Source organism: Nostoc sp. CENA543 (genome assembly GCF_002896875.1).
In the GTDB taxonomy this organism is placed as follows: domain Bacteria; phylum Cyanobacteriota; class Cyanobacteriia; order Cyanobacteriales; family Nostocaceae; genus Trichormus.
The window spans coordinates 2295973-2319437 of the sequence record NZ_CP023278.1 but is presented as its reverse complement, the minus strand read 5'-3'; the positions used below and the strand labels follow the sequence as shown (position 1 = coordinate 2319437).

Here is a 23465-nt window from a genome sequence, read left to right as displayed (position 1 = left end):
GAAGAAAGCATCGATAAATTGGGAGGATTTTCGCCCCTAACCCCCATAAAAAGGCAAAATTTAATAGTAAATAAGGCTGATTTGATCAGTTTTTTGTCGGTTTTCAGTATTAGTTAGATTTCTGGGTGCTTTACCAAGTTTTAAGACTAGATATTCATGGTTTAATTATTGGGTAAGCGTAAGGTGAAAGCAGTTTGACCCAACACAGTAGGTTCTAGATAAAGTTCCCCACCGTGTGCGATGGTAATTTCTCTAGCTAGGCTAAGTCCCAATCCTGTACCGTCAACTTTTCGATTTCTGGAGAGATCGCCGCGATAGAATCGCTCAAAGAGACGATCGCGATCGCCAATTGGGATATCTTGAGAAGCGTTGCTGATAGTGATGTAGACGATTTTTCCTCGTTGTCGAGCCTCAATTTGTATCCAACCCTCTGGGAGATTGTACTTGATAGCGTTACTCAAGAGGTTTTGTAAAACTTGGTTGAGCAAATCGCGATCGCCATCAACCTGCAATCCAGGTGTAATTTTGATCTCGACTTGCAGATGGGGTGCTAAAAGTTCGATGTCCTCCAACATTTGGACTAACATCTGGGAAATATCCACTTCCACACGATGTAAACTCATTTGTCCTGCGTCAGCTAAAGACAGTAACAACAGCTTGCGGACAATCCCACTCAGTCGGCGGACTTCATCTAGCAAATTACCCAAACTTTGCTGCATTTCTGAACCTGGTTCAGCCTGTTGGAGACTGCGTTCTAGTTCTCCTTGGAGAATTGCTAATGGTGTTTTAAGTTCATGTGCTGCATCGCCACTAAAGCGGGATGCTTGTTTAAAACTATGTTTCAGACGTTCCAACATTTGGTTAAACACCTGAATTAGTTCCATAAATTCCACATCTGTAGCACCGATAGGAATTCTTTGATCCAATCCTGTAGCCGTGACTTGGCGAATAGCAACCACTAATTGACGAATCGGATTTAAAGCATTTCCTGATACTATCCACGCGCCACCAGACACCAAAAAAAGTAGGACAGGTATCGCAATTACAAACACATCACGGATGAGATTCATTTCCCGATCAATTGTTTGTAAACTAACAGCGATCGCCACCTGATATTCAGGAAAACTCATCACACCAAAACGCCAAGTCCCCGTTTTTGTCTGCTGCGTTAATAATCGTGGACGTAAAGGCGGTAAACGCGGGGGAGGGGGTGGTGGATGTTGACCTAAAAAACCCTGAACATCTGGGGGAATTTTCGGCGGAACTTTTGCTGATGGTGATAGCGGTGGATATTGACGGAACAAACCCTTTAAATTCAATTCATCTGGCCATGTAGTAGATTTATAGATAATTTGACCACTGTTATTTGTAACTAACAAAGAATTCGACATTTCCCCCTTGATATCTAATTCTTTTGCTAATTCAGGTCGAGGAAAACGCCAAAAATCTTTTATAGGTGGTCTCATCAATTGAGCTTCTAATTGAGCATTTAGGCGGGTGAGTTTAGCGTCATAAATTAACCACCAAGACACAAATCCAAAACCAACTAAAGCACCACCAGCTAAAGCCGCAGACAACAAAGCAACACGGAGTCGAAATTGGGACATGGGATTGATTGGGGATTGGGGATTGGGGATTGGGGACAAGGTAGACAAGGTAGACAAGGTAGCAAAAACTAATGACTAATGACTAATGACTATTGACTAATGACTATTGACTATTGACTAATTCTTAAACCTGTATCCTACGCCGCGCACGCTTTCAATTAGACCCCAACCACCTACGATTTCGATTTTTTTGCGAATTCTTTGAATACAAACATCAACAATATTGGTATTGGGGTTGAAGTCGTAACCCCAAACGTGTTCTAAAATTTGTGTGCGGGTAAAAACTCTTCCGGGCGATCGCATTAAATATTCTAAAAGGTTAAACTCACGGCTAGTTAGTTCTACTATCTCCCCATTACATTTAACTTCTCGTGAGATTCTATCTAACTGTAATCCACTAACTGAAAGTAGATTTTGGCGATCGCCGCTACTCCGACGAACCACAGCATGAAGACGCGCCACTAATTCCTCTACAAAAAAGGGTTTGGCTATATAGTCATCTGCGCCTAAATTCAATCCGGCGAGGCGATCGTCTAGTTCGTTGCGCGCCGTTAATAAAATGACTGGAGTATTCTTTTTTCTTTGTCGTAAACTTTTTAAAATCGCTAACCCGTCTTTCCCTGGCAGCATGATGTCTAAGACAATGGCATCATATTCTTGTTCTATTGCGCGCAGATATCCCTCATCACCATTATCAGAGTAATCAACGGTAAATCCTTGCTCTTTTAAACCAGCTTGCACAAAGCTAGCAATTTTTAGTTCGTCTTCGACAAAGAGAATGTGCATAAAATCAAGGGAATGGGGAATTGGGAATCGGGAATGGGTAATAGTTGAAAATATTGAATATTGGGAAGTATATTTGACTTCCGCGAAGGTAAATATACTTCTGTTATCTATTCACCTTGCTCTACTTACGTAAGTAATTTCAATAATCGAGTCGGATTAGTATAAATATCTCTATTCTCTTCTATGGTGAATTAATTGGCACTCTTGGCTGATGACAAAACTGTAATTTAAGAGAATATAGAATTGTAATTTTGAGTTGGCTTAATCGAAACATAGACCACACGAAATTTATCTTCAGGGAAGGGTTTTATGCGTATTAAGCGGCTTTTCATTACTGCTAGTCTACCGTTAGCTATTGGGACTTTTGGTTTAATCGCTAATCAATCTACGACGGTAGCCCAAAATTCACCAACACCGAATCAACAACAAAGACCACCCAGACCTAATTTTGCGGCGGCGGCGCAAAAGCTGGGGGTGAGTGAGGCTGAATTAAAACAAGCTTTAGGAGTTCCAGCGAATCCGCCCTCTGAACGACCATCAGGCCCACCTCCCCGTCCTGATTTCAAAGGTGCAGCAGCTAAATTGGGTGTGAGTGAAGAAAAGTTAATGGAGGCTTTGGGTGTTCCACCCCAACCTCCAGGCGATCGCCAGCCTCCCAATTTTGCAGCAGCCGCCCAAAAATTAGGAGTCAGTGAAACTCAATTAAAACAAGCTTTAGGAGTTCCCCAAAATCCGCCCTCTGAAAGACCATCAGGCCCACCTCCCCGCCCTGATTTCAAAAGTGCAGCCGCAAAATTGGGTGTGAGTGAACAACAATTAATTGAGGCGTTGGGTGTTCCATCTCGTCCCCCAGGCGATCGCCCTAAAAAATAAAATGCAGATGCACAAATAGCGATCGCCTCCATTGATATGATTTTTTATAAAAGAAGCGATCGCTGTCATGACTGTATAATTTCAGTGGTTAGGCTCAAGTACCCATTTTTAGCCATGCAAAAACTTGATTGACAGTTAGCGTCAGTGGAATTTCATGTAAGACAGGTAAGGAATCTTCTCCTTGAAGTAAGGCTGGCTGTTTTTCTGGTAAAAAGATCAAAATACTGAAGTCATCTGGGTCAAGAAACCATCCTAGACGGCTACCATATTGGAGACAGTGAAGAATATCACCAATTACTTTGTTAGGTTTTTGCTCAGGTGAGAGGATCTCAATCGTCCAGTCTGGTGGTATTTGAAAATTATCAGGTACATCACCATTAATAGTGAATGGGATACGTTTCCATTGAAATACAGCTAAATCAGGAACAATTGAGCGATTACCGAAAGTACACCGTAATTCAGGAAATCCGTAGGCGATTTTCTGCGCCTCACTAACTTGATTAATAACCTCAATCAGTTTACCTTGCAAGCGACTGTGTCTACCTTTTGGCATAGGTTTTTGCCAAATTTCACCATTGATATATTCACTAGCTGGTTTTGTTTCTGGGAGCTTGAGAAACTCTTCTAAGCTTGGTTTTTGGGTAGTTGTAGAGTTCATAGCTCCTGAAGGCTGCGGGATGGTTTTAGTTTAGCAAGCTGACGGGAAGGGCGATCGCTCTTCAAGGTGCATTGAGCGACTCAGGTTGGTGGGTATGTTGCCCACATAAGTGACAATTCATCAAAGTTTTTCATCTCACTGAGTTCTGGTAAGTCTTCCCCCAGTTCCCCCTTGCCATAGGCAGGGTTAAATACGAATTTGATCAAGTTATTTCGCACTGCATCTTCTAGACTACCTGCCTCATTTATGACATCTGTCGGAAATTCTACCCAGCCAAGAATCAGTTCTGGCGGATTTTTCAGCGTTGCGATCTCTTTAGCCTCTCTGGCTTTCCGCTTATCTTTTTCTGTGATGCCACTATCAATACCTAGTTGCTCCTCCTCATTGTAAGCATTCTGCTCTACATCGATTGCATATCCGGGACGTATAACTTGCACCACTATCAAATTAGATTTGCCTTTTGATGAAGACTTAGCTGCTATCTGATTTGTAAATTTAAAACTGCGGCTAGCAGATATATTTGCACCTGTATTTGCGTAATTACATACAGCGTCCGGTGTTGCCTGTTGAAAACTCTTTTTATCCTGTGCATCCATCTCTCCCAATCTAGGAACATCTATCCCTGTTTTTCCGAGATTTAACTTCATTAAAGCTCTAAATGTAATCTCGTATTCAGCATTAGTGGGAAAGTCTCGCGCCTGCCGCCATGAAGATGGTTTATCTGGGTCTATCTCTCCAGATGCTCTTTTTTCTGATAAATCGATTTCTTCTCTCTCATAGTTGACCATCTTCTGTATGACCGGAATTAGCCGTGCTGCTTCACTATCTTTTTTGGTAACTCCATACTTCGCCTGCCATGCCACCAGTTCTTTTTCGATCGCAGTCAATTTTTGTTTTCTGGCAGCAAATCCATCTTCTGGGAGACTTTGATACTCACGGATCGCTTTTTGACATCTTCCTAGTTTTGTCTTACCGAAAAATGCCCAACCAGGGTTGACACCGAGGAAGTTCTGCACGTCTTGAGACCTTTCCCAGTGTACGGGATGACGTTGAATGGAGTGTTCAGGGTTAGCTGTAAACGACATTGAGGCGTTTTGCTCTGAGGGTTGCGGTGATCTCTGTACTGCACCTCCATTCTGTTGCACAACGTGAGTTAACTCATGGGCAATTAACTCTTGTCCTCCATTGCTACTGGGGTTGTATGCGCCTTGCCGAAAAAAGATATCCTGCCCTGTGGTAAAAGCTTTTGCCTGAATTGATTGATTCAATTGGTCAGATTGAGAATCTGTGTGGACTTTCACCCCACTGAAATTAGCCCCAAATGCCTGTTCCATTGGTTCTCGGATACTGTCTACTAGTGGCTGTCCACTACCCTTTAACCCTTGGATGGATGCTTCTAAATCGGGTGGTGCAGCCATACTACCTACATTCGACATACGCTGTACCAGTGGTTTCGCTTGCAGCTCATTTTCATCTTCTATAACTTGCGATCGCTGAACCGGAGACATTTGAGGTGCATTAATTCTTTGCACTACATCTGCTGCTACCCGATCGGCTTCTTGCTCATATTTATCCCCTGGCTCACCAATTGTTAACTGAGTCTGAATACGTGGTGGTGGCGGTGGTTCATAGCCTGGACGAAAAGTTGATATATTCCTCAACAAACTATCAGACTGTGCTAATTTCTCTTCCTGAGCCTGTAACTCTGGTGTTTGTGGTCGGGGCTGGACGACAAAGGGGCGTAATTCCAATGGATTTGACGCTGGTGTATCGGAGGACTTGCTAAATATTTTACGTGCCTTGTATTGTCTACTACACATTTATTCACCCTCCCAGTAATTTCCGGCGTGCTTCGTCGTCCAGATATAGCTAGTGATCATCATTACACGAAACATCAGAGGGGTGTTAGCGATCGCTACTATTTGTCATAGAGTCAAATAATAAAAAAGGGGCTAAATGCCCCTATAGTTTTGAATTATATTTAGTTGATTTCAACAACATCAACAGAGAAGTTTTTCAGAATCAATATTCCAAATCTCTACTCCAAAATTTGACGGCAACTCGGTATTAAATTCGCAATTAATTAGCGTCTTCTACTACCAAAACCTGTGCTACGACGGGCTGGAGAACGACCACTACCAAAACTGCTGCTGCTGGGGCTGCGTCTGGTGGTAGTTGATCTACCAGAGGATCTTAAGGTGCTGGTACCAAAACCTGAACCAGAGGGTCGGTTGGTGCGTGTTGTAGAACGGACAGTAGAATTACCAGATGATCTTCTGATTGTTCCTGTGGTTCTGAAAGCAGTGCGATTTCTTACGGCTGCTGGTGCTGAATTATAGCGGGTGCGGTAACTATTAACGGCTTGGTCATAGGTTGTACCATAACCACCGTAGCCAGTAATTAATCCTGCGCCTGGTTGATATACAGGAGGTACATAATATTGGGGTCTAAACAATAAGCTACCTATTGCTTGACCAGCTAACGCACCAGTAAAGGGAGCCCAAAAACCACTTTCTCGACGAACTACGACGGTTTCTTGCTGTCCGGTGTTGGGGTTGGTTTTGGTTTCGGTGACGTTGTGGACGTACTCAATTTTAAAGTCTTCTGTCAAATATAAAACTGGTTGTCCGTTGTCTACTTTGAGATAAGTTTTCTTACCTTCTTTGATTTCATCATCAGTTAGCCTAGCCATTTGCAAGTTTTCGGTGGCAAAGGTTGGAGGTGTACTGTTGAGTAAAAATAAAGTGTACTCCCCTGAACCATCGTCATAGGTGGCTTGTTGGACTTGATATTGACCGTCACTTAATTTAGTGGGTGTAGCGGTTTGGCTGACGTTGCGATTGCTTGGGGTGGTTTGGTTTCCGCCTCCACAAGCGACAGTTGTCAAGCACAAACTTACAGCTAAAAGAAAAACAGTAAATTTGCGTAGTATGGACATGATCATGGCATTGTCGTCTTATCTTTGAGCTTAACAAGTTATTATTGTGGGCTGTATACGGACAACACCACAAGTTAGAGCAATTCAAAATTCCAAATAAATTTTGAACTCGTGGCTGAATGTTGATGAATTGGTATTACAGGGGACAGGGAACATGATGTTCCTAGCTCCTATTGTCTATGTTAAATTCAGCTAAGTTGCGGAGTAAATTACTGGCTAGTTGGGCGATCGCTTCCCAGTCTCTTTGTGCTACTAACTGTTTAGGAAATAACTCGCCACTTAAGCCAACTGCGATCGCACCTGCTTGAATCATAGCTGACGCGTTTTCTAGGGTGACTCCCCCTGTGGGAATTAAGGGAATATGACCAAGTGGCCCTTGCAAACTCTTGATATAACTAGCACCCCCCACTGCTTGCACAGGGAAGACTTTGACGCAGCTAGCACCACAAGACCAAGCTGTAATAATTTCTGTTGGGGTTAGCGCACCGGGGATGATAGGTGTTTGTGCGGCTACTGCTGCTTGAATCATTGCCGGATTAACGTGGGGAGTGAACAAAAATTGCGCCCCAGCTGCGATCGCCGCTTGTAATTGCTGCACATTAAATAATGTCCCTGTCCCAATCGTACATTCGGGTAATTGACTACGGAGTTGGGTGATTAATTCTCCGGCGCGATCGCTATTCCAGGTAATTTCAATTAACTTCATTCCCCCAGATGCTACAGCCATCGCCATTTCTAATCCTAGTTCCAGTTTGGGGGCGCGAATCACTGCCAGCGATCGCTGTTGTTGCAATTTTGATAACCAATCCATGTATGACAGCATAACTAGTTTGAATTCCCTGCGGGAGGGGGAAAAGGGAACAGACAACGGGCAACAGAAAAGTCCATTTGTTCGTTTTCCCCACCGAACAGGGTTTGAGTCTACCACCTATAGGTGAGGTGGTAAGTCTTGAGGCTTGCTGAAATTTTTCGTCACAAACAGTCCCTATTTCCTATAAATTAAAATATTAAGTAATGTAAAGAATTTGAGATGATTTTTGATGATGCTCGAAAACAATTTACCAATATAAATACTTAAAACAAATGTTTATGTAAAAATATATTGCTATAAGTTTAATGCTGCAATAAGTCTCATAAAGGTTGTTTTTTTTTGGATTACAAACAATAATTTCATTTCGTGGGTTTCGATAACAGTAAAAAATTCTGTTTATTAAGTATATATAGGCACTCTTTACTTTTCTTAATCTAACAGTGAGTGGTTAAATAACATCAATCTACTCTTCCTGTTTTTAGCTAGATCATATAAAAAAATTCCTAAATTTTATTTACTGATTGAAATTGTGTGATATTAATATTCTCCAAATTAAAAACTTTCAGAAAATTTACTGAAGTTGATGAGAAAAAAATTAGGATTGCTCTTTAAAATCAAGTTTTTACAGATTTAATCTATCTCAGGTCAGAAAACACTTATTGGTGCTAGGAATAACATCATAAAAGTTCTGCAAAAGGTAGTTTAAGTCTCAAAAATCCTCCATAAAAAATTTTTCCGTATTCTCTGCAACCAAATTCAGCTTATTTTCATCGAATCTTCAGAAAGAAAAAATCTTATTCATTTCCTAGAAGAGCTAAAGTTTTGTTAAGATGCAAGTGCTAGCAGTTTATCAACGGAATTTCCTACTCCGCAGGTGGAGAAATAAACAACACTAGCAGCACATAGTTCAAAAGGTGAAGCTATGACCACCTATATTTTCTTTGATGAAGCCCTTCGGATGTTAACCAACGCCTACTTGCTGTCAGCTATACTTTTAATTGCAGCATCTGGGATTGGGCTAGCAGTTATTGAAACTATTGAAAAAACCGGGCAACGATAGATAAATTAATAATCTGACACTGTACATCTGGCTAAAACCATATAGATCCAAGGTGTTCACTGTCCAAAAATCCTGGGAACACTAAAATATGAAGTCTCACAGCGTTGCAAGTTGCCAGATTAGGTTAAAAACTGTCAAGTGACTGTACGCTATTGAGACACCCCATCCAGGAGCAACTATCATGAATTTACTAGACACAGTTCTGGACGCGGAAATTCCCACACCAGAATTACTCGGCGAATCAGAAGCTTTTGCGGCAATTGTTTTACTGGCCACAGTGTCAGATAGTTATTTAACTAATGAGCAAGAGCGTCACATTTCCTATATCCTCTCCCATTCCAAGCCCTTGAGAGGTTGTTCTCCAGATACGATCCATAAGTTACTGCACAAAGTTTTAGATATTCTTAGGCAAGATGGCTTTAACGCCTTATTTAATTTAGCTAAAGAGTCCTTATCCCCTGAATTACGAATAGCCGCCTTCGCGTTATCTGCTGATCTAGTTCTGGGTGAAGCCTCAGTAACCGATGAAGAAAAAAATTTCTTAAACGATTTTTATCAAGCTTTAGATATTTCTCGTGATTTAGCAATACAGATTTTACAAGCAACTGCCATCAAATATCAGGCATGAGTTGGGGGATTCTTGACTAGGGATTGGAGATTGCTTTAATTTTCGGTTCACCCCTGAATAGCAATTTTAACCATTAACCAATTTCAAATAGCATATATACTTAAGTGTGCCAAAGTAGTTAAACTGCTTTGGCACACTTTTATAGGGGGGATTGGGGACTGGGAATGAGGGACAAGGGGGACAAGGTAGACAAGGTAGATTTTATTTTTTAACTCACTACTCAGCACGGGCTAAACGCCCCGCTTCCGCTAACACTACTCATGACTCAGCACTCAGCACTCTCAAGATAATTTTGAATTATTATGTCTATTACTCTCACTCAACTAGTAGAAGTTCTTTTAGCACAGCCTGTAAATTTAAGTACGGTTGATTTAGCTCAAGTCAGTATTGGTATTCAAACAGATAGTCGCATCATTAAACCTGGTGAAGTGTTTGTGGCTTTACGCGGGGAAAAGTTTGATGGACATGAGTTTGTCTCTGGTGCGATCGCGAAAGGTGCGATCGCGGCTATTGTTGATTTTGAATATGAAAACTCTGGATTGCCTGTATTACAAGTTAACAATACTCTAGAGGCTTATCAAAAAATTGGGCGATGGTGGCGCGATCGCTTTCAAATTCCAGTGATTGGGGTGACGGGTTCTGTCGGTAAAACCACCACCAAGGAACTGATCGCCGCCGTTTTGAGTACACAGGGGAAAGTTCATAAAACCTTTGGCAATTTTAATAACGAAATCGGTGTACCTAAAACCCTCTTAGAATTAAGTCCCGAACACAACTATGCTGTCATTGAGATGGCGATGCGGGGAAGGGGACAAATTGCCGAACTCACACACATTGCACATCCCACAATTGGTGTAATTACTAATGTAGGGACAGCGCATATTGAGTTATTGGGTTCAGAAGCCGCGATCGCTGAGGCTAAATGTGAGTTATTAGCCGAAATGCCTCAAGATAGTATTGCTATCCTCAATCATGACAATCCCCTGTTATTAGCCACAGCCGCCAAAGTTTGGCAGGGGAAAGTATTAACCTATGGCTTAGATGGTGGCGACATTCAAGGAAGACTTATTGATAGTGAAACTATTGAGGTGGGAGGAATCAAGCTACCTTTACCTTTACCTGGGCGACACAATGCGACGAATTTTCTAGCCGCCTTAGCCGTGGCTCAAGTTTTGGGTATCGATTGGACAAAATTACAAGAGGGCGTAAATGTCAATATGCCTACTGGTAGATCCCAGCGTTTTAGCTTACCCAATGATGTATTAATTTTAGATGAGACTTATAATGCTGCACCAGAAGCCATGCTAGCAGCATTACAGTTATTAGCAGACACACCAGGAAAACGTAAAATTGCGGTGTTAGGAGCGATGAAAGAATTAGGGGAGCGATCGCTGCAATTACACCAACGCGTTGGCGAAACAGTGCGAGATTTAAAACTAGATGCTTTGCTAGTATTAGTTGACGGGCAAGATGCTGCAACTATCGCCAAAAGTGCTGTAGGTATCCCCTCCGAATGCTTTACTAGCCATAGCGAATTAGTGGAAAGATTAAAAACATTTATGCAAGCAGGCGATCGCTTATTATTCAAAGCTGCTCATTCTGTAGGCTTAGATCGGGTAGTAAATCAGTTACGGCAATAGTCATAAGAGGCAGGGGGCAGGGGGCAGGGAGCAGGGGGAACTAAAGGTACAAACCGAACTATGTTCTGCTTCTCTACGAGACGCTACGCGTAGCTTGCTTCCCCTCCAGGTACCCTAACACCCGCAAGTGGTGTGATTTTTCTCCCGGCTCCCCTGCTTTTTCATTTCACAATCAACCTAGTCACGGCGGTAATTAATTCTTCAGCGTGAATAGGTTTAGGTAAATGAATCTGAAAGCCAGCTGCTAGGGCTTGTTCTTGATCGTATTGTCTAGCAAAGGCAGTCAGAGCGATCGCGGGAATTGTTCCATTCTCCTGTTCTACCCAAGTTCTGATTTCTCGAATCATCATATAGCCATCCATGTCAGGCATACTGATATCACTGACTAACAAATCTAATGGGGACTGAGCTAAGATTTGTAAAGCTTCCCACGCAGAAGCGGCTACTCTCACCTCAGCCCCTTCTTGTTCTAGAATGTAGGCTAAGAAATCTCTGGAATCCAGGTCATCATCAACCACTAAAACTTTGATCCCAACTAGTTGTGAAGACAGAGATTTTGATAATGAAAGGTAATTTTTATCACCTGTAGTATTCCAGTCATCTTCCACAAGCAGTGGTAGTCTAACTGTAAATGTTGCCCCTTGTTCCTCACCAGGACTAGCGGCTGTGACTGTACCCCCATGAATCTCTACAATTTTACGGACAATTGCTAGTCCTAGCCCTAAGCCACCAAACTTCCTGGTAGAACTGCTATCTGCTTGCCGAAAATAATCAAAAACATAGGGTAAAAAATCAGGACTGATTCCCCTACCTTGATCACTAACAGTAATCTGAGCTAGTCCATTGATTTGTTCTAACCTTACCTCTACTTGCCCTCCTTGGGGGGAAAATTTTACAGCATTGGAAAGTAAATTCCAGACTACCTGTTGCAAACGAGCCGCATCACCCCTAATTGACTGAATATCTGCATCAAAGACTGTTACTATCTGAATCATCTTTGTTTCTGCTGCTAGACGCATGGTTTCTAGTGCAGCCGAAACTACAGCCTGCAAGTTCACTCTTGTAATATTCAGCACTAGTTTACCTTGCAAAATTCTAGAGACATCTAGTAAATCTTCTATAAGTTGCACCTGCAATATCGCGTTGCGTTCAATGGTAGCTAGTGCTTGGGATGTTCTGGCTTGATTGAGCTTTTGACTTTGCAACAATTTAGACCAACCCAAAATTGAATTTAAGGGTGTGCGTAACTCATGGGAAAGAACTGCAAGAAATTCATCTTTGATGCGATTTGCTGTTTCCGCCTTGGCTCGTGCTGCTTGCTCTAATTCCAGTAAATGCGCTCGTTGTTCTAGTATTTGTTTTTGTTCATGGATATCTGTACAAGTACCGAACCACTTAACTACATAACCTTGTTTGTCTTTTAGTGGTAAGCCTCGCGCTAATTGCCAACGATAAGAACCATCTACAGCCCGTTTAAACCGATACTCATTTTCGTAAATAGTGCTGTTCCTGACAGCATTAGTCCAGACATCATAGGTTTTTTGTACATCATCTGGATGTAAAGCTGCTACCCAGCCTGTACCCAATGACTCCTCTAATGTTAAGCCAGTGTAATTACACCAATTTTGATTAAAATAATCACACTCTCCCTGAGCGTTAGCAGTCCACACCAGTTGCGGAATCGCATCGGCTAAATAACGATAACGTTCTTCACTCTGTCTAACAACTTCTAAAAGACGTTGACGTTCGGCAATTTCTTGATGTAATTGCTCGTTGGTTTTAGTAATTTCATTGGTACGTTGTGCCACCAATTCTTCTAATTGATTTTGATATCTTCTGAGTTCTGCTTCTATTAGTAAACGTTCCCTAATTTCTGTTTGTAATTGTTGGTTAGCCTGTTCTAATTGAGCCGGACTAGGCAGTGCTAAAGCCTTGGGTACTAGAGGGATGAGTTCTATGGCTGTCAGTAAAGAAATACCAGCTGTCAAAGCCTTGACAAATCCTGATAACCAATAAGTAGGATGCCAAATTGTCCAAACTTCTAAAATGTGAGTCGTACCGCAAGCGACAATAAACCCGCTAAATAATAAGAATATCCAATGAAAAGGTAAATCTTGCCGCTTACGAACAAAATAAAAAAGTGTTGTAGGAATAGAATAATAAGCTGTGGCAATTATTGTGTCTGAAATTAAATGTAACCAAACTAATTCTGTATTCCATAAATAACAGTGTCCGTGGGGAACGAATGGCCCACCATTAAACAAATAAGTCCACAATTCTGCCATAGTCTTTAAAACAAATGCCCTGAGTTTAGTAACTTAGTAAAACTATTTAAATAACTTGTCCAGAAACTATTCAGCCACAAAAATTGTTTTTTATGATTAAAGCTTACACAAACGGGTCATTGTACAAACATAAGGCAAAGGTGTAATTTTTTTGCCTTTGATTGCTCACGCTTACCTATGCTGGGACTTAGCCCGTCATTATACTCACCCACAATCATCATTAACATAGCTTACATATATTTAATGATGAGGTTGAAAATTTTTATTCTGTTTGTCTTGCTCTTGCCTCTTTAATCATTACTTATGAATAATGATTTAAACATTCTTAACCAATAATTTTGTTAACAATTTCAGGTAAGATAAATTTCTGTTGTGGATAGGGAGATACTGGGGTTGCCTACACTGGGTGTAAACATAGACCATATAGCCACTATTCGCCAAGCGCGGCGGACGGTAGAACCAGATCCGGTGGCGGCGGCGGTATTAGCCGAATTAGCTGGTGCAGATGGAATTACAGTGCATTTGCGGGAAGATAGACGGCACATTCAAGACAGGGATGTCCGCTTACTGCGTCAGACAGTACGGACGCACTTGAACTTGGAAATGGCTGCTACAGAAGAAATGTTGGGAATTGCCCTTGACATTAAACCCGATTATGTGACTTTGGTACCGGAAAAGCGGGAAGAAGTAACTACAGAAGGAGGTTTAGATATAGTCGGGCAAATTGCTAGAATAGGTGATATCGTCGATAAATTGCAGGGTGCTGGCATTCCTGTTAGCTTGTTTATTGATGCCGAACCTGCACAAATAGAGGCTTCTGTCAAGGTGCAAGCAAAGTTTATTGAACTGCACACTGGTAGATATGCAGAAGCCAGCGACGAAACCAGTTGTCGTCAAGAACTAACCTTGTTAGCTCAAGGATGTTCACAAGCTATTCAAGCGGGTTTGCGCGTCAATGCTGGTCATGGTTTGACTTATTGGAATGTATATCCTGTGGCTGCATTGCCTGGTATGGAAGAGCTAAACATAGGTCATACCATTATTAGCCGGGCTGCCTTAGTCGGTATGGAAAGAGCCGTCCGAGAAATGAAACAAGCGATACGAGGAGAGTAATCAATTCAAAATTCAAAATTCAAAATTAAAGAGTTTTTGACTTTTGAATTTTGCCTTTTACCTTAGAGGGGTTGTGACTGCGTAATCTCGAAAATTGTTGGTGTGGTGGAATGTTTCAGAAGTGGTTTGGAACATTCAGGACACCTCATGCTGATGATTTTCCCAATTGTGAATTACGAATTTTAAATGGTTATGAGCGCAACACAATCTAACGAACTGCCGCTTTGGGTACAAGACAGAGATAGCGTTATTGCTGAAAGTACGAATGTTGAGTGGCGTTACGGTACTGCGCCAGACTATACTCGTTCTAAGGAGAATCTAGCGAAAGAGAGTACACGTAACCATCTTGAAGGTTCGCTAGAGGCGATCGTGCAGAATTTGGTGAGAACCTTTGAGATGGAGGTATCTTTCAAAACCAACCCGCAGCAGTGGTTGTCAGTTGTAAATGATCAGTTTCGCATCACTACTAATGGGGGTCAGGAGTTCACCGCCGCAGATGTATCCGCCCAAGGGACTTACAACATATTTATGGGTGATTCAGACCATTACAAGGCTTCTGAAGAAAGCTTTGAAACATCTGCTAAACTCTTTCACACGACATTTCCCCAAGGTTTCCCCTGGGAAGTGCTAGAAGTTTACTCTGGCCCCCCAACAGTAACCTTCAAGTGGCGACACTGGGGACATTTCAAAGGTGCGTATAAAGATTACGCGCCAACTGGCGAAACAGTAGAAATTATCGGCTTGAGTGTGGCTCATGTCACCGATGATTTGAGAATCATCTCTTTGGAACATTACTTTGACAACACGCTGTTTTTAGAAAAATTAACAGCAGGCGGTAAAGTCTCTACAGAAGCCGCAGCAAAAAGTTGTCCCTTTAGTTCTTGGTTCAAGAAATCCCCCAAGAGTTAGATGAGGCAGGGGGCAGGGTGCAGGGTGCAGGGGGCAAGAAGGAAGTGTGGGAGGGGTGGGAGGTGTGGGAGGATAGGGAAGAAATCTTTCCCCCCTCTCTCCCCACACTTCCCCATCTTCCCAATTCCCAATGCCCAATTCCCTATGCCCCATGCCCCACTTATTTAGTCAGCATTCGGTAAGGGTTAGCTTTAAAATTATTAGTTAGTAATCATTAAGATGACGATGCAAACATACTATTACGTTTTAGCTAGCCGACGCTTTTTGTTACAAGAGGAGCCGATGGAGGAAGTGCTGAAAGAACGCACCCGCCACTACCACGAACAAGAAAAAGAAATTGATTTTTGGTTGGTAGCACAACCTGCTTTTTTAGAAGCACCGGAGATGGCTGATATCAAGGCTAAATGTCCTCAACCCGCAGCTGCGATTATTTCTACCAATTCCCAATTTATTACTTGGCTCAAACTCCGCTTAGAATACGTAATTACCGGAGAATTCCAAGCTCCTTCTGCAACAATACCCAATCCATTAGCATCTTTAGCTCCTGTATCTTGAGTAATTAGTCAGTAGGGGCGGGTTATGTGAGATATTCACCCTAAAAAACGGATATTCTAGTTAAACCCGCCCGTACATTAGTTACTAGTCATTAGCTCGTTTACTATTGACTAGGAACTATTGACTAATTGCTAAAAAATTTTAATAAAACTTACTTATGCGTCCCAGTTCTGTGCAGAAATTTGCCACTTTATCCAGTGTATGTGGACTAGCGATCGCGGGGTTGATGGGGGGCATAAATTCCGCCACAGCCCAAAACCCTTTACCTGTTTGCCAGCCTCCCACTGCTGGGGAGTATCTGTTACTAGTAGTCTCACCCACGGCAGAAAATCAGAAGCAGTTACGTAACGCCTTACCCAATGAAATTAAAACCACTACCTGTCAATATTTAAAGGATACGGTGACAAGGATAGGAGGTTTTCGCAAGATTGATGATGCTAACCGTTGGGCTAGGTATATTCAAACTATTGTCGGGTTGTCGGCTATTATCAGCACAAGACCAGGGGAAGCACCCCAGTCGCCCCAGCAGCAGCCACCCCAAATTACCTATAATCCGCAAATACTAGGAGAAGGTTTTGCTGTTTTGGTGGATTATTACAATCGTCCAGAACTCGCCAATAGTGTACAGCAAGCGATGGGTAGTCAAGTTGGTTTGGCATCCTATGGACAAAGACACTATTTGCTGGCAGTCTACACGACTAACCAACAAGAAGCTTACAACGCATTAAGGAAACTCAACGATCGCGGTTTTTCTGCTGTGCTAGTAGATAGTCGGAGAGTAACGCTATTGCGATCGACTGTAGCAGCACAGTAAGTTATTGGGCATTGGTAGTTGGGCATGGGGAATTGGGCATTGGGCATTGTTTTTTCTCCCCCTGCTCCCTGCCCCCTGCCCCCCTGCCTCTTGTTCCTGCCCCCCTGCCTCTTCTGTCTCCTGTCTATCAACCATTAACTACCGATTAATCACTAATAAAGACCTAGCCAATAAAGAAATTGTGATGCCTAGAGCTGAACCTGCTATGACTTGTACAGGTGTGTGTCCTAGCAATTCTTTGAGGCGGTCTTGGCTGAAGTCTGGTTTTTCATGGAAGAGTTCATCAATCATTTGATTGAGGATGCGGGCTTGTTTGCCTGCGGCTTGACGCACCCCTGCGGCATCATACATGACAATAATGGCAAAAACTGTGGCTAAGGCAAAGTCAGGCGATGCCCAACCCAGGGTTTGTCCTACACCGGTTGCCAAAGCTGTCACCAAGGCTGAATGCGCGCTGGGCATACCTCCAGTCGTTACTAAAACGCGGACATTCAGTTTGCGGTGTTGAACTAGCTCAATTACTAACTTCAATGCTTGAGCTAAAAAACAAGCTACTAGGGCAACCAGTAGCACCCGGTTGTCTAAAATTTCGCCTATGTCCTGCATGGTCTTTTGGTTCGGTTAGTCAAAGTTAGCAGTAGTTAGTGTTGGTTTGAGATTGAGATGCAACCCAAAAGCCACTGTCGCTACTCTTCAATTCAAAATACCCTTACGGGTAGGCTTGCGCCTACAAAATTCAAAATTCAAAATTCAAAAATTGATTACTCAGCACCGGCTAAACGCCGCGCTTCCGCTAACAGCACCCAGCACTTAGCACTTCACTATTGATTTTGAATTTTTCCAGATACAAATCTTAATGATTGCGGCTGGTGATAAACTGAGCCAGAGCTTTGAGTGGCTGTGCTGATTCCCCAAATGGTTCTAGTTCTGCACAGGCTGATTCAATCAATTCTTGGGCTTTGGCACGGGATTTTTCGATACCCCACAGACTAGGATAAGTAACTTTTTGGGCTACAAGGTCTTTACCTGCGGTTTTACCTAATTGCTCTTGGGTAGAAGTGATATCGAGAATATCATCAATAATTTGGAATGCTAGTCCGATATTTTGGGCGTAGCGTGAGAGTCTTTGCACATCTTCTGGTGATGCGCCAGCGAGAATTCCACCACAGACAACGCAGGCTTCTAGCAGGGCTGCTGTTTTGTGGTTATGGATGAAGTTGAGGGTTTCTAAGGGAATATCAGATTTACCTTCAGATTCTAAATCTACTACTTGTCCACCAACTAAGCCAGCAGCCCCTGATGCTCGCCCTAGATGGACAATTACCTGTAATACCCTTTCTCTGGCTACACTTTCAGGTGTGCGAAGGGCAACCAATTCAAAAGCATAAGCCAGTAAGCCATCGCCAGATAGAATGGCAATGTCTTCACCATAAACTTTGTGATTGGTGAGTCTGCCACGACGGTAATCGTCATTATCCATTGCTGGCAGGTCATCATGAATCAATGACATGGTATGAATCATTTCGACTGCACAAGCTGTAGGCATAGCCATTTCAATTGTCCCGCCTATCATTTCGCAGGTAGCTAGGCACAGAATGGGACGCAGACGCTTACCTCCAGCTAATAGCGAGTAGCGCATTGATTCATAAATTTTTTCTGGATAAACCACAGGAAGAGACTCATCTAGAGCAGCTTCACAAAGTTTTTTGCGTTCTTGTAGATAAGCGGCTAGGTTAAATGAGGCTGTTTCTGGCATCTTCTGAAGGTTATCAGCTGCTACCATCCTTATAATTCCTTAAATTTTTGGCTTTTGGCTGTTTGTCGTACACGTCACAATTTTAAGATGCTCTGGAGCGAAAAGATTAACTAATACTTGAGTAATTATGGAAGTTAAATGATAAATGATGAGTTATGTTAATTTTCATAATTTTTCATTTATCAATTAAGATTCCTTTCTCCTTTGCTGCTTTCAAATAGCTGACGAATGTATTTTCTAACAGCAGAGCTACGGTCATGGGGCCGACACCGCCAGGAACGGGAGTGAGATAGGACGCGACATTAGCGATCGCGGCAAATTCCACATCACCAACTAAGCGACTTTTGCCGCTATGATCAGTGATGCGATTTATCCCCACATCTACCACAACAGCACCAGGTTTCACCATGTCAGCAGTAATTAATCCGGGGATACCTGCGGCTACAACGAGAATGTCAGCGTTTTTGGTGATACTGGGGAGGTCTTGCGATCGCGAGTGAGCTACAGTCACCGTAGCATCAGCTGCCAAGAGCATCAAGGCCATAGGTTTACCTACTAAAATGCTGCGTCCTATAACTACGGCATTTTTTCCAGCTAAGGGGATGTGATATTCTGCCAATAACCGCATTACTCCTGCGGGGGTGCAACTGCGTAACCCTGCTTCTTCTCTCACTAGTCGCCCTAAATTCACTGGATGCAGTCCGTCAGCGTCTTTATCTGGGGCAATTTGATGCAATAACTTGACAGAATCTAAATGTTCTGGTAGAGGTAACTGCACAAGAATACCATCAACTTGTTCATCTTCATTGAGTGCAGCAATCACCGCTTCTAACTCTTCTTGGGTGGTTTCTTTGGGGAAATGCTTACCAAAAGAAGCAATACCCACCTTAGCGCAAGATTTTTCCTTATTTCGCACATAAGCCGCAGAAGCTGGGTTATCTCCCACCATCAGCACTGCTAACCCTGGAGGACGACCGATTTCAGTTTGTAATTCCTTAATTTGGTCAGCTAATTCTGCTTGGATTTTTTCCGCTAAAGCTTTTCCGTCTAAAGTTTGGGCAATTTTGGTTTCCATAGGAATTCCTAAAGTTTGGTCAATAGTCAATAGTCAATAGTCATTAGTCATTAGTCATTAGTCATTAGTCATTAGTCATTAGTCATTAGTCAAGAACTCTTGTTTGTAGATTATTATGGCGTTGCTGTCCGATTGTCTATCTTCTCATATCAAGGATGGAGAATTAGGGATTTTGGAGTTGGGAGAAGAAAAACTGAGTGGTGGTTGACTGTTGACTGCTGACTGTTGACTGTTGACTATTGACTATTGACCATTGACTGATTGTTGAATTGGAATTATGAATTACAAACTAAAAATTGGTATTAGCTTACTTTTGATGCTGCTGCTTTGTGGGTGTGGTTCTTTAAACTCGTCTAACTTACAAGGTAATAAATTTGGTTTTGGGAGTAATGTCACAGAAATCAAGACAATTCAAGCAAAGCGAGAAAAACTTGGTACTGTTTATGTCCAAGGGAAGGTAGAAAGAAAAGTCCCCTTATTACAACGTCAAGCATATTTAATTAATGATTCCACGGGCAAAATCTGGATTGTGACTAATCAAAATAACGTCAAAGAGGGGGAATCATTTGTGATGAGGGGCAAAATACTATACCAAAGCATTCCTATAGCTAATCAGGAATTTGGGGAAGTTTATTTAGAAGAGGAGTAATATTGATGACATAGATTTTCTATAAAGTTTTATGAATAACGAACAAGTCCATGTAGCGATCGCTATTCTTTATCGAGACAATAAATTTTTAATGCAGCTGCGGGATGATATTCCGAATATTCCCTATCCTGGTCACTGGGCGTTGTTTGGTGGTCACATCGAACCAGGAGAAACACCAGCAGAAGCGGTACAAAGAGAAATTTTAGAAGAAATCGCTTACAAACTCCCCTCATTCTCTGAATTTGGTTGTTATCCTAGTGAGACAGTTGTCCGTCATGTTTTTCATGCGCCTTTGCTAGTGGAATTGCATCAGCTAGAGTTAAATGAAGGGGCGGATATGGCTTTAGTAACACCAGAAGATATTCACGCAGGTAAAGCTTATTCTCAAAATCTAGGTGAAGTAAAACCTCTAGGGTCTGTAGTCCAGAAAATTTTATTAGACTTTATGGGGAAATAGTCATTAGTCAATAGTCAATAGTCATTAGTCATTAGTCATTAGTCACAACTCATTACTCATTACTCATTACTCATTACTCAGCACGGGCTAAACGCCCCGCTTCCGCTAACAGCACTCACTACTCTTCCTTACCCTGCTTTCCCTCGTCTTCCCGATGCTCCATGCCCAATTACCATCGAGCAGGCAAAATAAAGTTATAGTTCATGTGGAGTCACCATTCAATGCAATCATTAAATAAATTGCCACGATGGTTAACTGTGGGGCTGGCGTTTCCTGTTGTGATTCTTAACGGTTGGTTATTACTTCAGGTTGTGCAGTATTTTCAACCCTTGGTGAGTGTTTTTGCATCGGCTGTACTGCTGGCTTTTGTTTTAGATTATCCCATCCAATTTTTTCAAAGCCGTGGGGTGAAACGTAACTTGGCGATTGGTGGGGTGTTATTGTTGGCTGTGGTGATTTTAGTGGCTTTAGGTCTGACTTTAGTTCCACTGATTATTGAACAGCTCAATGAATTAGTGAATATTTTGCCTAATTGGATTGATTCTGGCTCACAACAGCTTGACGCTTTCCAAAATTGGATTGCTACCCAAACTTTACCTGTAAATTTGAGTAGTTTATTCACACAACTGATAGAAAGATTGTCTAATCAATTACAGGCTGTCACTGGCAAAATTTTGGGTTTGGCGTTCGATACTATCGGTGTGGTGGTAAATGTGCTGCTGACGGTAGTGCTGACTATTTATATGGTATTAAATGGCGATCGCTTGTGGGATGGTCTCTACCAGTGGTTTCCTACAAACATCGGTGTGAAAGTCCGCCAACTACTGCGGGAGGATTTCCATAATTACTTTATTGGTCAGGCAACGTTAGGCGCAATATTAGCGGTAACAGTCACTTTGGCGTTCGTCGCTTTGCGAATTCCTCTAGCGTTATTATTCGGTATTGGTATCGGTTTTTTCTCCCTATTTCCCTTTGGTACAGGTATCGGGATTACTATTGTTAGTTTATTGGTTGCTTTAGAAAACTTTTGGCTAGGCGTGGAAGTTTTGGGAGTAGCTGTAGCTATTGACCAAATTAACTCTAACTTTGTTGCACCTCGAATTCTCGGTAACTTGACTGGCTTAAATCCGGTTTGGGTTGTAGTTTCTTTACTATTAGGTGCGAAATTAGGCGGCGTTTTAGGTTTATTAGTGGCTATCCCCACAGCTAGTTTTATTAAAGATATAACTGATTCATGGCGGACTGGAGAATTTGAGCAAGCAGATAACGTATCATCAGATTCAGCAAAAGTTACAGGTGAAGTAGTCATCACCCATAAATAAGAGCTACGCCAGACTGAGGACAGACATTTTACCCTTTTACTAGATACAAATCTTATGTATTCATCCATGCAAAAAGTAGAGTATCGAATCAACAGGTTAGCTGGTCAGTTAAGGCTCAAAATCAGAGAATTTACCAAACCACAGATTGTGGAAATTGCTGGTATTAAGTTGCCTATTCCACCCAACATCAGTCGAGGGCCACTAGAAGCCCTCTATGCCGGTTATTATGAAGCGTCTGAGTTAAAAATCATTCAAGCCAATTTAGAAAAACATGATCGAGTCATGGAACTGGGAACTGGTTTAGGTTTATTGGCCAGTTACTGCGCGCAAAAATTAGGTTCGGATAATGTATTTACCTATGAAGCAAATCCAGCCTTAGAACCTTTTATCCGACAGACTTTTGCGGTAAATAATGTCAATCCCCATTTCCATAATTGCTTGTTAGGTGAAACTCCAGGAATGCAAGATTTTTATGTTGCTAAAAGCTTTTGGTCTTCTTCAACTATTCAACGCAAACCTGATGATCAAAAGATTCAAGTCCCTGTAATTAGCTTCAATCAAGAGATGCAAATAATTGACCCAACTTTTCTGATTCTCGATATTGAAGGTGGTGAATATGAATTATTTAAATATGCCAATTTACACAATGTACGCAAAATATGTATTGAACTGCATTCCCATATTCTAGGATCAGAAAAAACTAAATTCGTGGAGAGTAAATTAGCTGATCAAGGTTTTTATCTTGATCCTAAAAAACGCTATGTCAACGAATTATTATTTATTCGCTAATCTTTCAATAGCTATCATCAACCCTGCTGGCATATCTTCTATTAACAAATTTGCGGTGTCTAGATCCCCGACTTCTCAAAGAAGTCGGGGATCTAGTTTGCGAGTTGACCACAAAATTAAACGTTTATTGTTTGAGCAATCTTGATTTTTTATTGATAATCAAACTAGTACCTAGAACAACGACAGCACCAAACACAGTAGCAGGTTCAGGTACTTTTGTATAAGTTACCTTACCAAAACCAATTTCAGTATTTTGAAAATTAGCATCTAAAATTGTCAAATCTTCTCCCACAATTTCATAATAAAATTCAGCCGGATTAGTTTTATCAAAGAAGAAATAACTTAATTCTACAGATGGCTTACCATTGCTAGAAGACACTAAATATACCATAGGAAAATCAGGATAGGCAATATCATCTTGTTCTGTGTAAACATTAATGTCGCCGTCAAATTGGAAAGATAAGGACTTAACTACTGTTCCTGGAAAAATACTATCGCTGAAAGTTTCATCATCAAAACTAAAAAATCCTTTACCAGTTTTGATAGAACTTTCAACAGTGAAAGCATAGTTCACAATCGCCGCAGATGCGGTTTCAATATTAACAGCAGAAAGCCCTACAGCCAGGCTAGCAGTAGCTAAAACTAAATTTTTCCACAATTTCATCTCAGTTACCTTCAAATTAAATTTTGGTTAAATTTGTCAACATCGGGTGCAGAAGTAAAACGGTTGTTTTTCCTCA

23 protein-coding genes are annotated in these 23465 nt (G+C 41.8%); 12 read left to right on the top strand and 11 right to left on the bottom strand.

Annotated features, from left to right (window positions below; all coding sequences use genetic code 11):
* Positions 1 to 161: 161 nt before the first annotated feature.
* Positions 162 to 1607, bottom strand: coding sequence for an ATP-binding protein (locus tag CLI64_RS09645; protein ID WP_103137016.1), 1446 nt, complete (start codon positions 1605 to 1607; stop codon positions 162 to 164).
* Between the two features lie 117 nt (positions 1608 to 1724).
* A complete protein-coding gene (locus CLI64_RS09640) occupies positions 1725 to 2393 on the bottom strand; it encodes a response regulator transcription factor (protein ID WP_103137015.1) in 669 nt (222 codons plus the stop codon).
* Positions 2394 to 2702: 309 nt separating this feature from the next.
* On the opposite strand from CLI64_RS09640, the gene CLI64_RS09635 reads away from it, so the two are divergent.
* A complete protein-coding gene (locus CLI64_RS09635; protein WP_103137014.1) occupies positions 2703 to 3266 on the top strand; it encodes a hypothetical protein in 564 nt (187 codons plus the stop codon).
* A 94-nt stretch (positions 3267 to 3360) separates the two neighbouring features.
* Here CLI64_RS09635 and CLI64_RS09630 read toward each other — a convergent pair whose 3' ends face one another.
* The 4 genes from CLI64_RS09630 to CLI64_RS09615 all read right to left on the bottom strand — a co-directional run bounded on the left by CLI64_RS09630 (position 3361) and on the right by CLI64_RS09615 (position 7682).
* A complete protein-coding gene (locus tag CLI64_RS09630; RefSeq protein ID WP_103137013.1) occupies positions 3361 to 3924 on the bottom strand; it encodes a Uma2 family endonuclease in 564 nt (187 codons plus the stop codon).
* An 80-nt stretch (positions 3925 to 4004) separates the two neighbouring features.
* Positions 4005 to 5744, bottom strand: a complete 1740-nt coding sequence (locus tag CLI64_RS09625; RefSeq protein WP_103137012.1) for a DUF4157 domain-containing protein — start codon at positions 5742 to 5744, stop codon at positions 4005 to 4007.
* Positions 5745 to 6007: 263 nt separating this feature from the next.
* Positions 6008 to 6868: a hypothetical protein gene (locus tag CLI64_RS09620; RefSeq protein ID WP_103137011.1), complete on the bottom strand. Its 861-nt coding sequence runs from the start codon at positions 6866 to 6868 to the stop codon at positions 6008 to 6010.
* A gap of 157 nt (positions 6869 to 7025) precedes the next feature.
* Positions 7026 to 7682 (bottom strand): bifunctional 4-hydroxy-2-oxoglutarate aldolase/2-dehydro-3-deoxy-phosphogluconate aldolase, encoded by a 657-nt coding sequence (locus tag CLI64_RS09615; RefSeq protein WP_103140660.1) that lies wholly within the window; start codon positions 7680 to 7682, stop codon positions 7026 to 7028.
* Positions 7683 to 8595: 913 nt separating this feature from the next.
* Here CLI64_RS09615 and CLI64_RS31215 point away from each other — a divergent pair.
* From CLI64_RS31215 to murF, 3 genes are all read left to right on the top strand, one after another.
* Positions 8596 to 8733, top strand: a complete 138-nt coding sequence (locus tag CLI64_RS31215; RefSeq protein WP_192881704.1) for a hypothetical protein — start codon at positions 8596 to 8598, stop codon at positions 8731 to 8733.
* Positions 8734 to 8914: 181 nt separating this feature from the next.
* The gene (locus CLI64_RS09610) at positions 8915 to 9361 is read left to right on the top strand and encodes a tellurite resistance TerB family protein (protein ID WP_103137010.1); all 447 of its coding nucleotides are present in this window, start codon (positions 8915 to 8917) and stop codon (positions 9359 to 9361) included.
* Between the two features lie 296 nt (positions 9362 to 9657).
* The gene (murF, locus tag CLI64_RS09605) at positions 9658 to 11001 is read left to right on the top strand and encodes a UDP-N-acetylmuramoyl-tripeptide--D-alanyl-D-alanine ligase (RefSeq protein WP_103137009.1); all 1344 of its coding nucleotides are present in this window, start codon (positions 9658 to 9660) and stop codon (positions 10999 to 11001) included.
* Positions 11002 to 11162: 161 nt separating this feature from the next.
* Here murF and CLI64_RS09600 read toward each other — a convergent pair whose 3' ends face one another.
* Positions 11163 to 13286 (bottom strand): hybrid sensor histidine kinase/response regulator, encoded by a 2124-nt coding sequence (locus CLI64_RS09600; protein ID WP_103137008.1) that lies wholly within the window; start codon positions 13284 to 13286, stop codon positions 11163 to 11165.
* Positions 13287 to 13679: 393 nt separating this feature from the next.
* On the opposite strand from CLI64_RS09600, the gene CLI64_RS09595 reads away from it, so the two are divergent.
* The 4 genes from CLI64_RS09595 (at position 13680) to CLI64_RS09575 (ending at position 16677) form a co-directional block, all read left to right on the top strand.
* The gene (locus CLI64_RS09595) at positions 13680 to 14399 is read left to right on the top strand and encodes a pyridoxine 5'-phosphate synthase (protein WP_103137007.1); all 720 of its coding nucleotides are present in this window, start codon (positions 13680 to 13682) and stop codon (positions 14397 to 14399) included.
* 192 nt (positions 14400 to 14591) lie between these two features.
* Complete coding sequence (locus tag CLI64_RS09590) at positions 14592 to 15308, top strand: SnoaL-like polyketide cyclase (RefSeq protein ID WP_103140659.1); 717 nt, start codon at positions 14592 to 14594, stop codon at positions 15306 to 15308.
* 225 nt (positions 15309 to 15533) lie between these two features.
* Positions 15534 to 15863, top strand: coding sequence for an MgPME-cyclase complex family protein (locus CLI64_RS09580; protein ID WP_103137005.1), 330 nt, complete (start codon positions 15534 to 15536; stop codon positions 15861 to 15863).
* A gap of 157 nt (positions 15864 to 16020) precedes the next feature.
* A complete protein-coding gene (locus CLI64_RS09575; protein WP_103137004.1) occupies positions 16021 to 16677 on the top strand; it encodes a hypothetical protein in 657 nt (218 codons plus the stop codon).
* 138 nt (positions 16678 to 16815) lie between these two features.
* On the opposite strand, the gene CLI64_RS09570 is transcribed toward CLI64_RS09575, so the two are convergent.
* The 3 genes from CLI64_RS09570 to folD all read right to left on the bottom strand — a co-directional run bounded on the left by CLI64_RS09570 (position 16816) and on the right by folD (position 19508).
* Positions 16816 to 17283 carry a divergent PAP2 family protein gene (locus tag CLI64_RS09570; RefSeq protein WP_103137003.1) on the bottom strand — a complete coding sequence of 156 codons (468 nt, stop codon included), beginning with the start codon at positions 17281 to 17283 and terminating at the stop codon, positions 16816 to 16818.
* Positions 17284 to 17530: 247 nt separating this feature from the next.
* A complete protein-coding gene (gene crtE, locus CLI64_RS09565) occupies positions 17531 to 18460 on the bottom strand; it encodes a geranylgeranyl diphosphate synthase CrtE (protein ID WP_103137002.1) in 930 nt (309 codons plus the stop codon).
* A gap of 148 nt (positions 18461 to 18608) precedes the next feature.
* A complete protein-coding gene (gene folD, locus CLI64_RS09560) occupies positions 18609 to 19508 on the bottom strand; it encodes a bifunctional methylenetetrahydrofolate dehydrogenase/methenyltetrahydrofolate cyclohydrolase FolD (RefSeq protein ID WP_103137001.1) in 900 nt (299 codons plus the stop codon).
* A 277-nt stretch (positions 19509 to 19785) separates the two neighbouring features.
* On the opposite strand from folD, the gene CLI64_RS09555 reads away from it, so the two are divergent.
* The 4 genes from CLI64_RS09555 (at position 19786) to CLI64_RS09540 (ending at position 22725) form a co-directional block, all read left to right on the top strand.
* Positions 19786 to 20157 (top strand): hypothetical protein, encoded by a 372-nt coding sequence (locus CLI64_RS09555; RefSeq protein WP_103137000.1) that lies wholly within the window; start codon positions 19786 to 19788, stop codon positions 20155 to 20157.
* A gap of 31 nt (positions 20158 to 20188) precedes the next feature.
* Positions 20189 to 20614: an NUDIX hydrolase gene (locus tag CLI64_RS09550; RefSeq protein WP_103136999.1), complete on the top strand. Its 426-nt coding sequence runs from the start codon at positions 20189 to 20191 to the stop codon at positions 20612 to 20614.
* A 221-nt stretch (positions 20615 to 20835) separates the two neighbouring features.
* The gene (locus CLI64_RS09545) at positions 20836 to 21936 is read left to right on the top strand and encodes an AI-2E family transporter (RefSeq protein WP_103136998.1); all 1101 of its coding nucleotides are present in this window, start codon (positions 20836 to 20838) and stop codon (positions 21934 to 21936) included.
* Positions 21937 to 22002: 66 nt separating this feature from the next.
* Complete coding sequence (locus CLI64_RS09540) at positions 22003 to 22725, top strand: FkbM family methyltransferase (RefSeq protein ID WP_225977550.1); 723 nt, start codon at positions 22003 to 22005, stop codon at positions 22723 to 22725.
* Positions 22726 to 22849: 124 nt separating this feature from the next.
* Here the strand turns inward: CLI64_RS09540 and CLI64_RS09535 are convergent, their stop codons facing one another.
* Positions 22850 to 23389, bottom strand: coding sequence for a PEP-CTERM sorting domain-containing protein (locus CLI64_RS09535; RefSeq protein ID WP_103136996.1), 540 nt, complete (start codon positions 23387 to 23389; stop codon positions 22850 to 22852).
* Positions 23390 to 23465 lie beyond the last annotated feature (76 nt).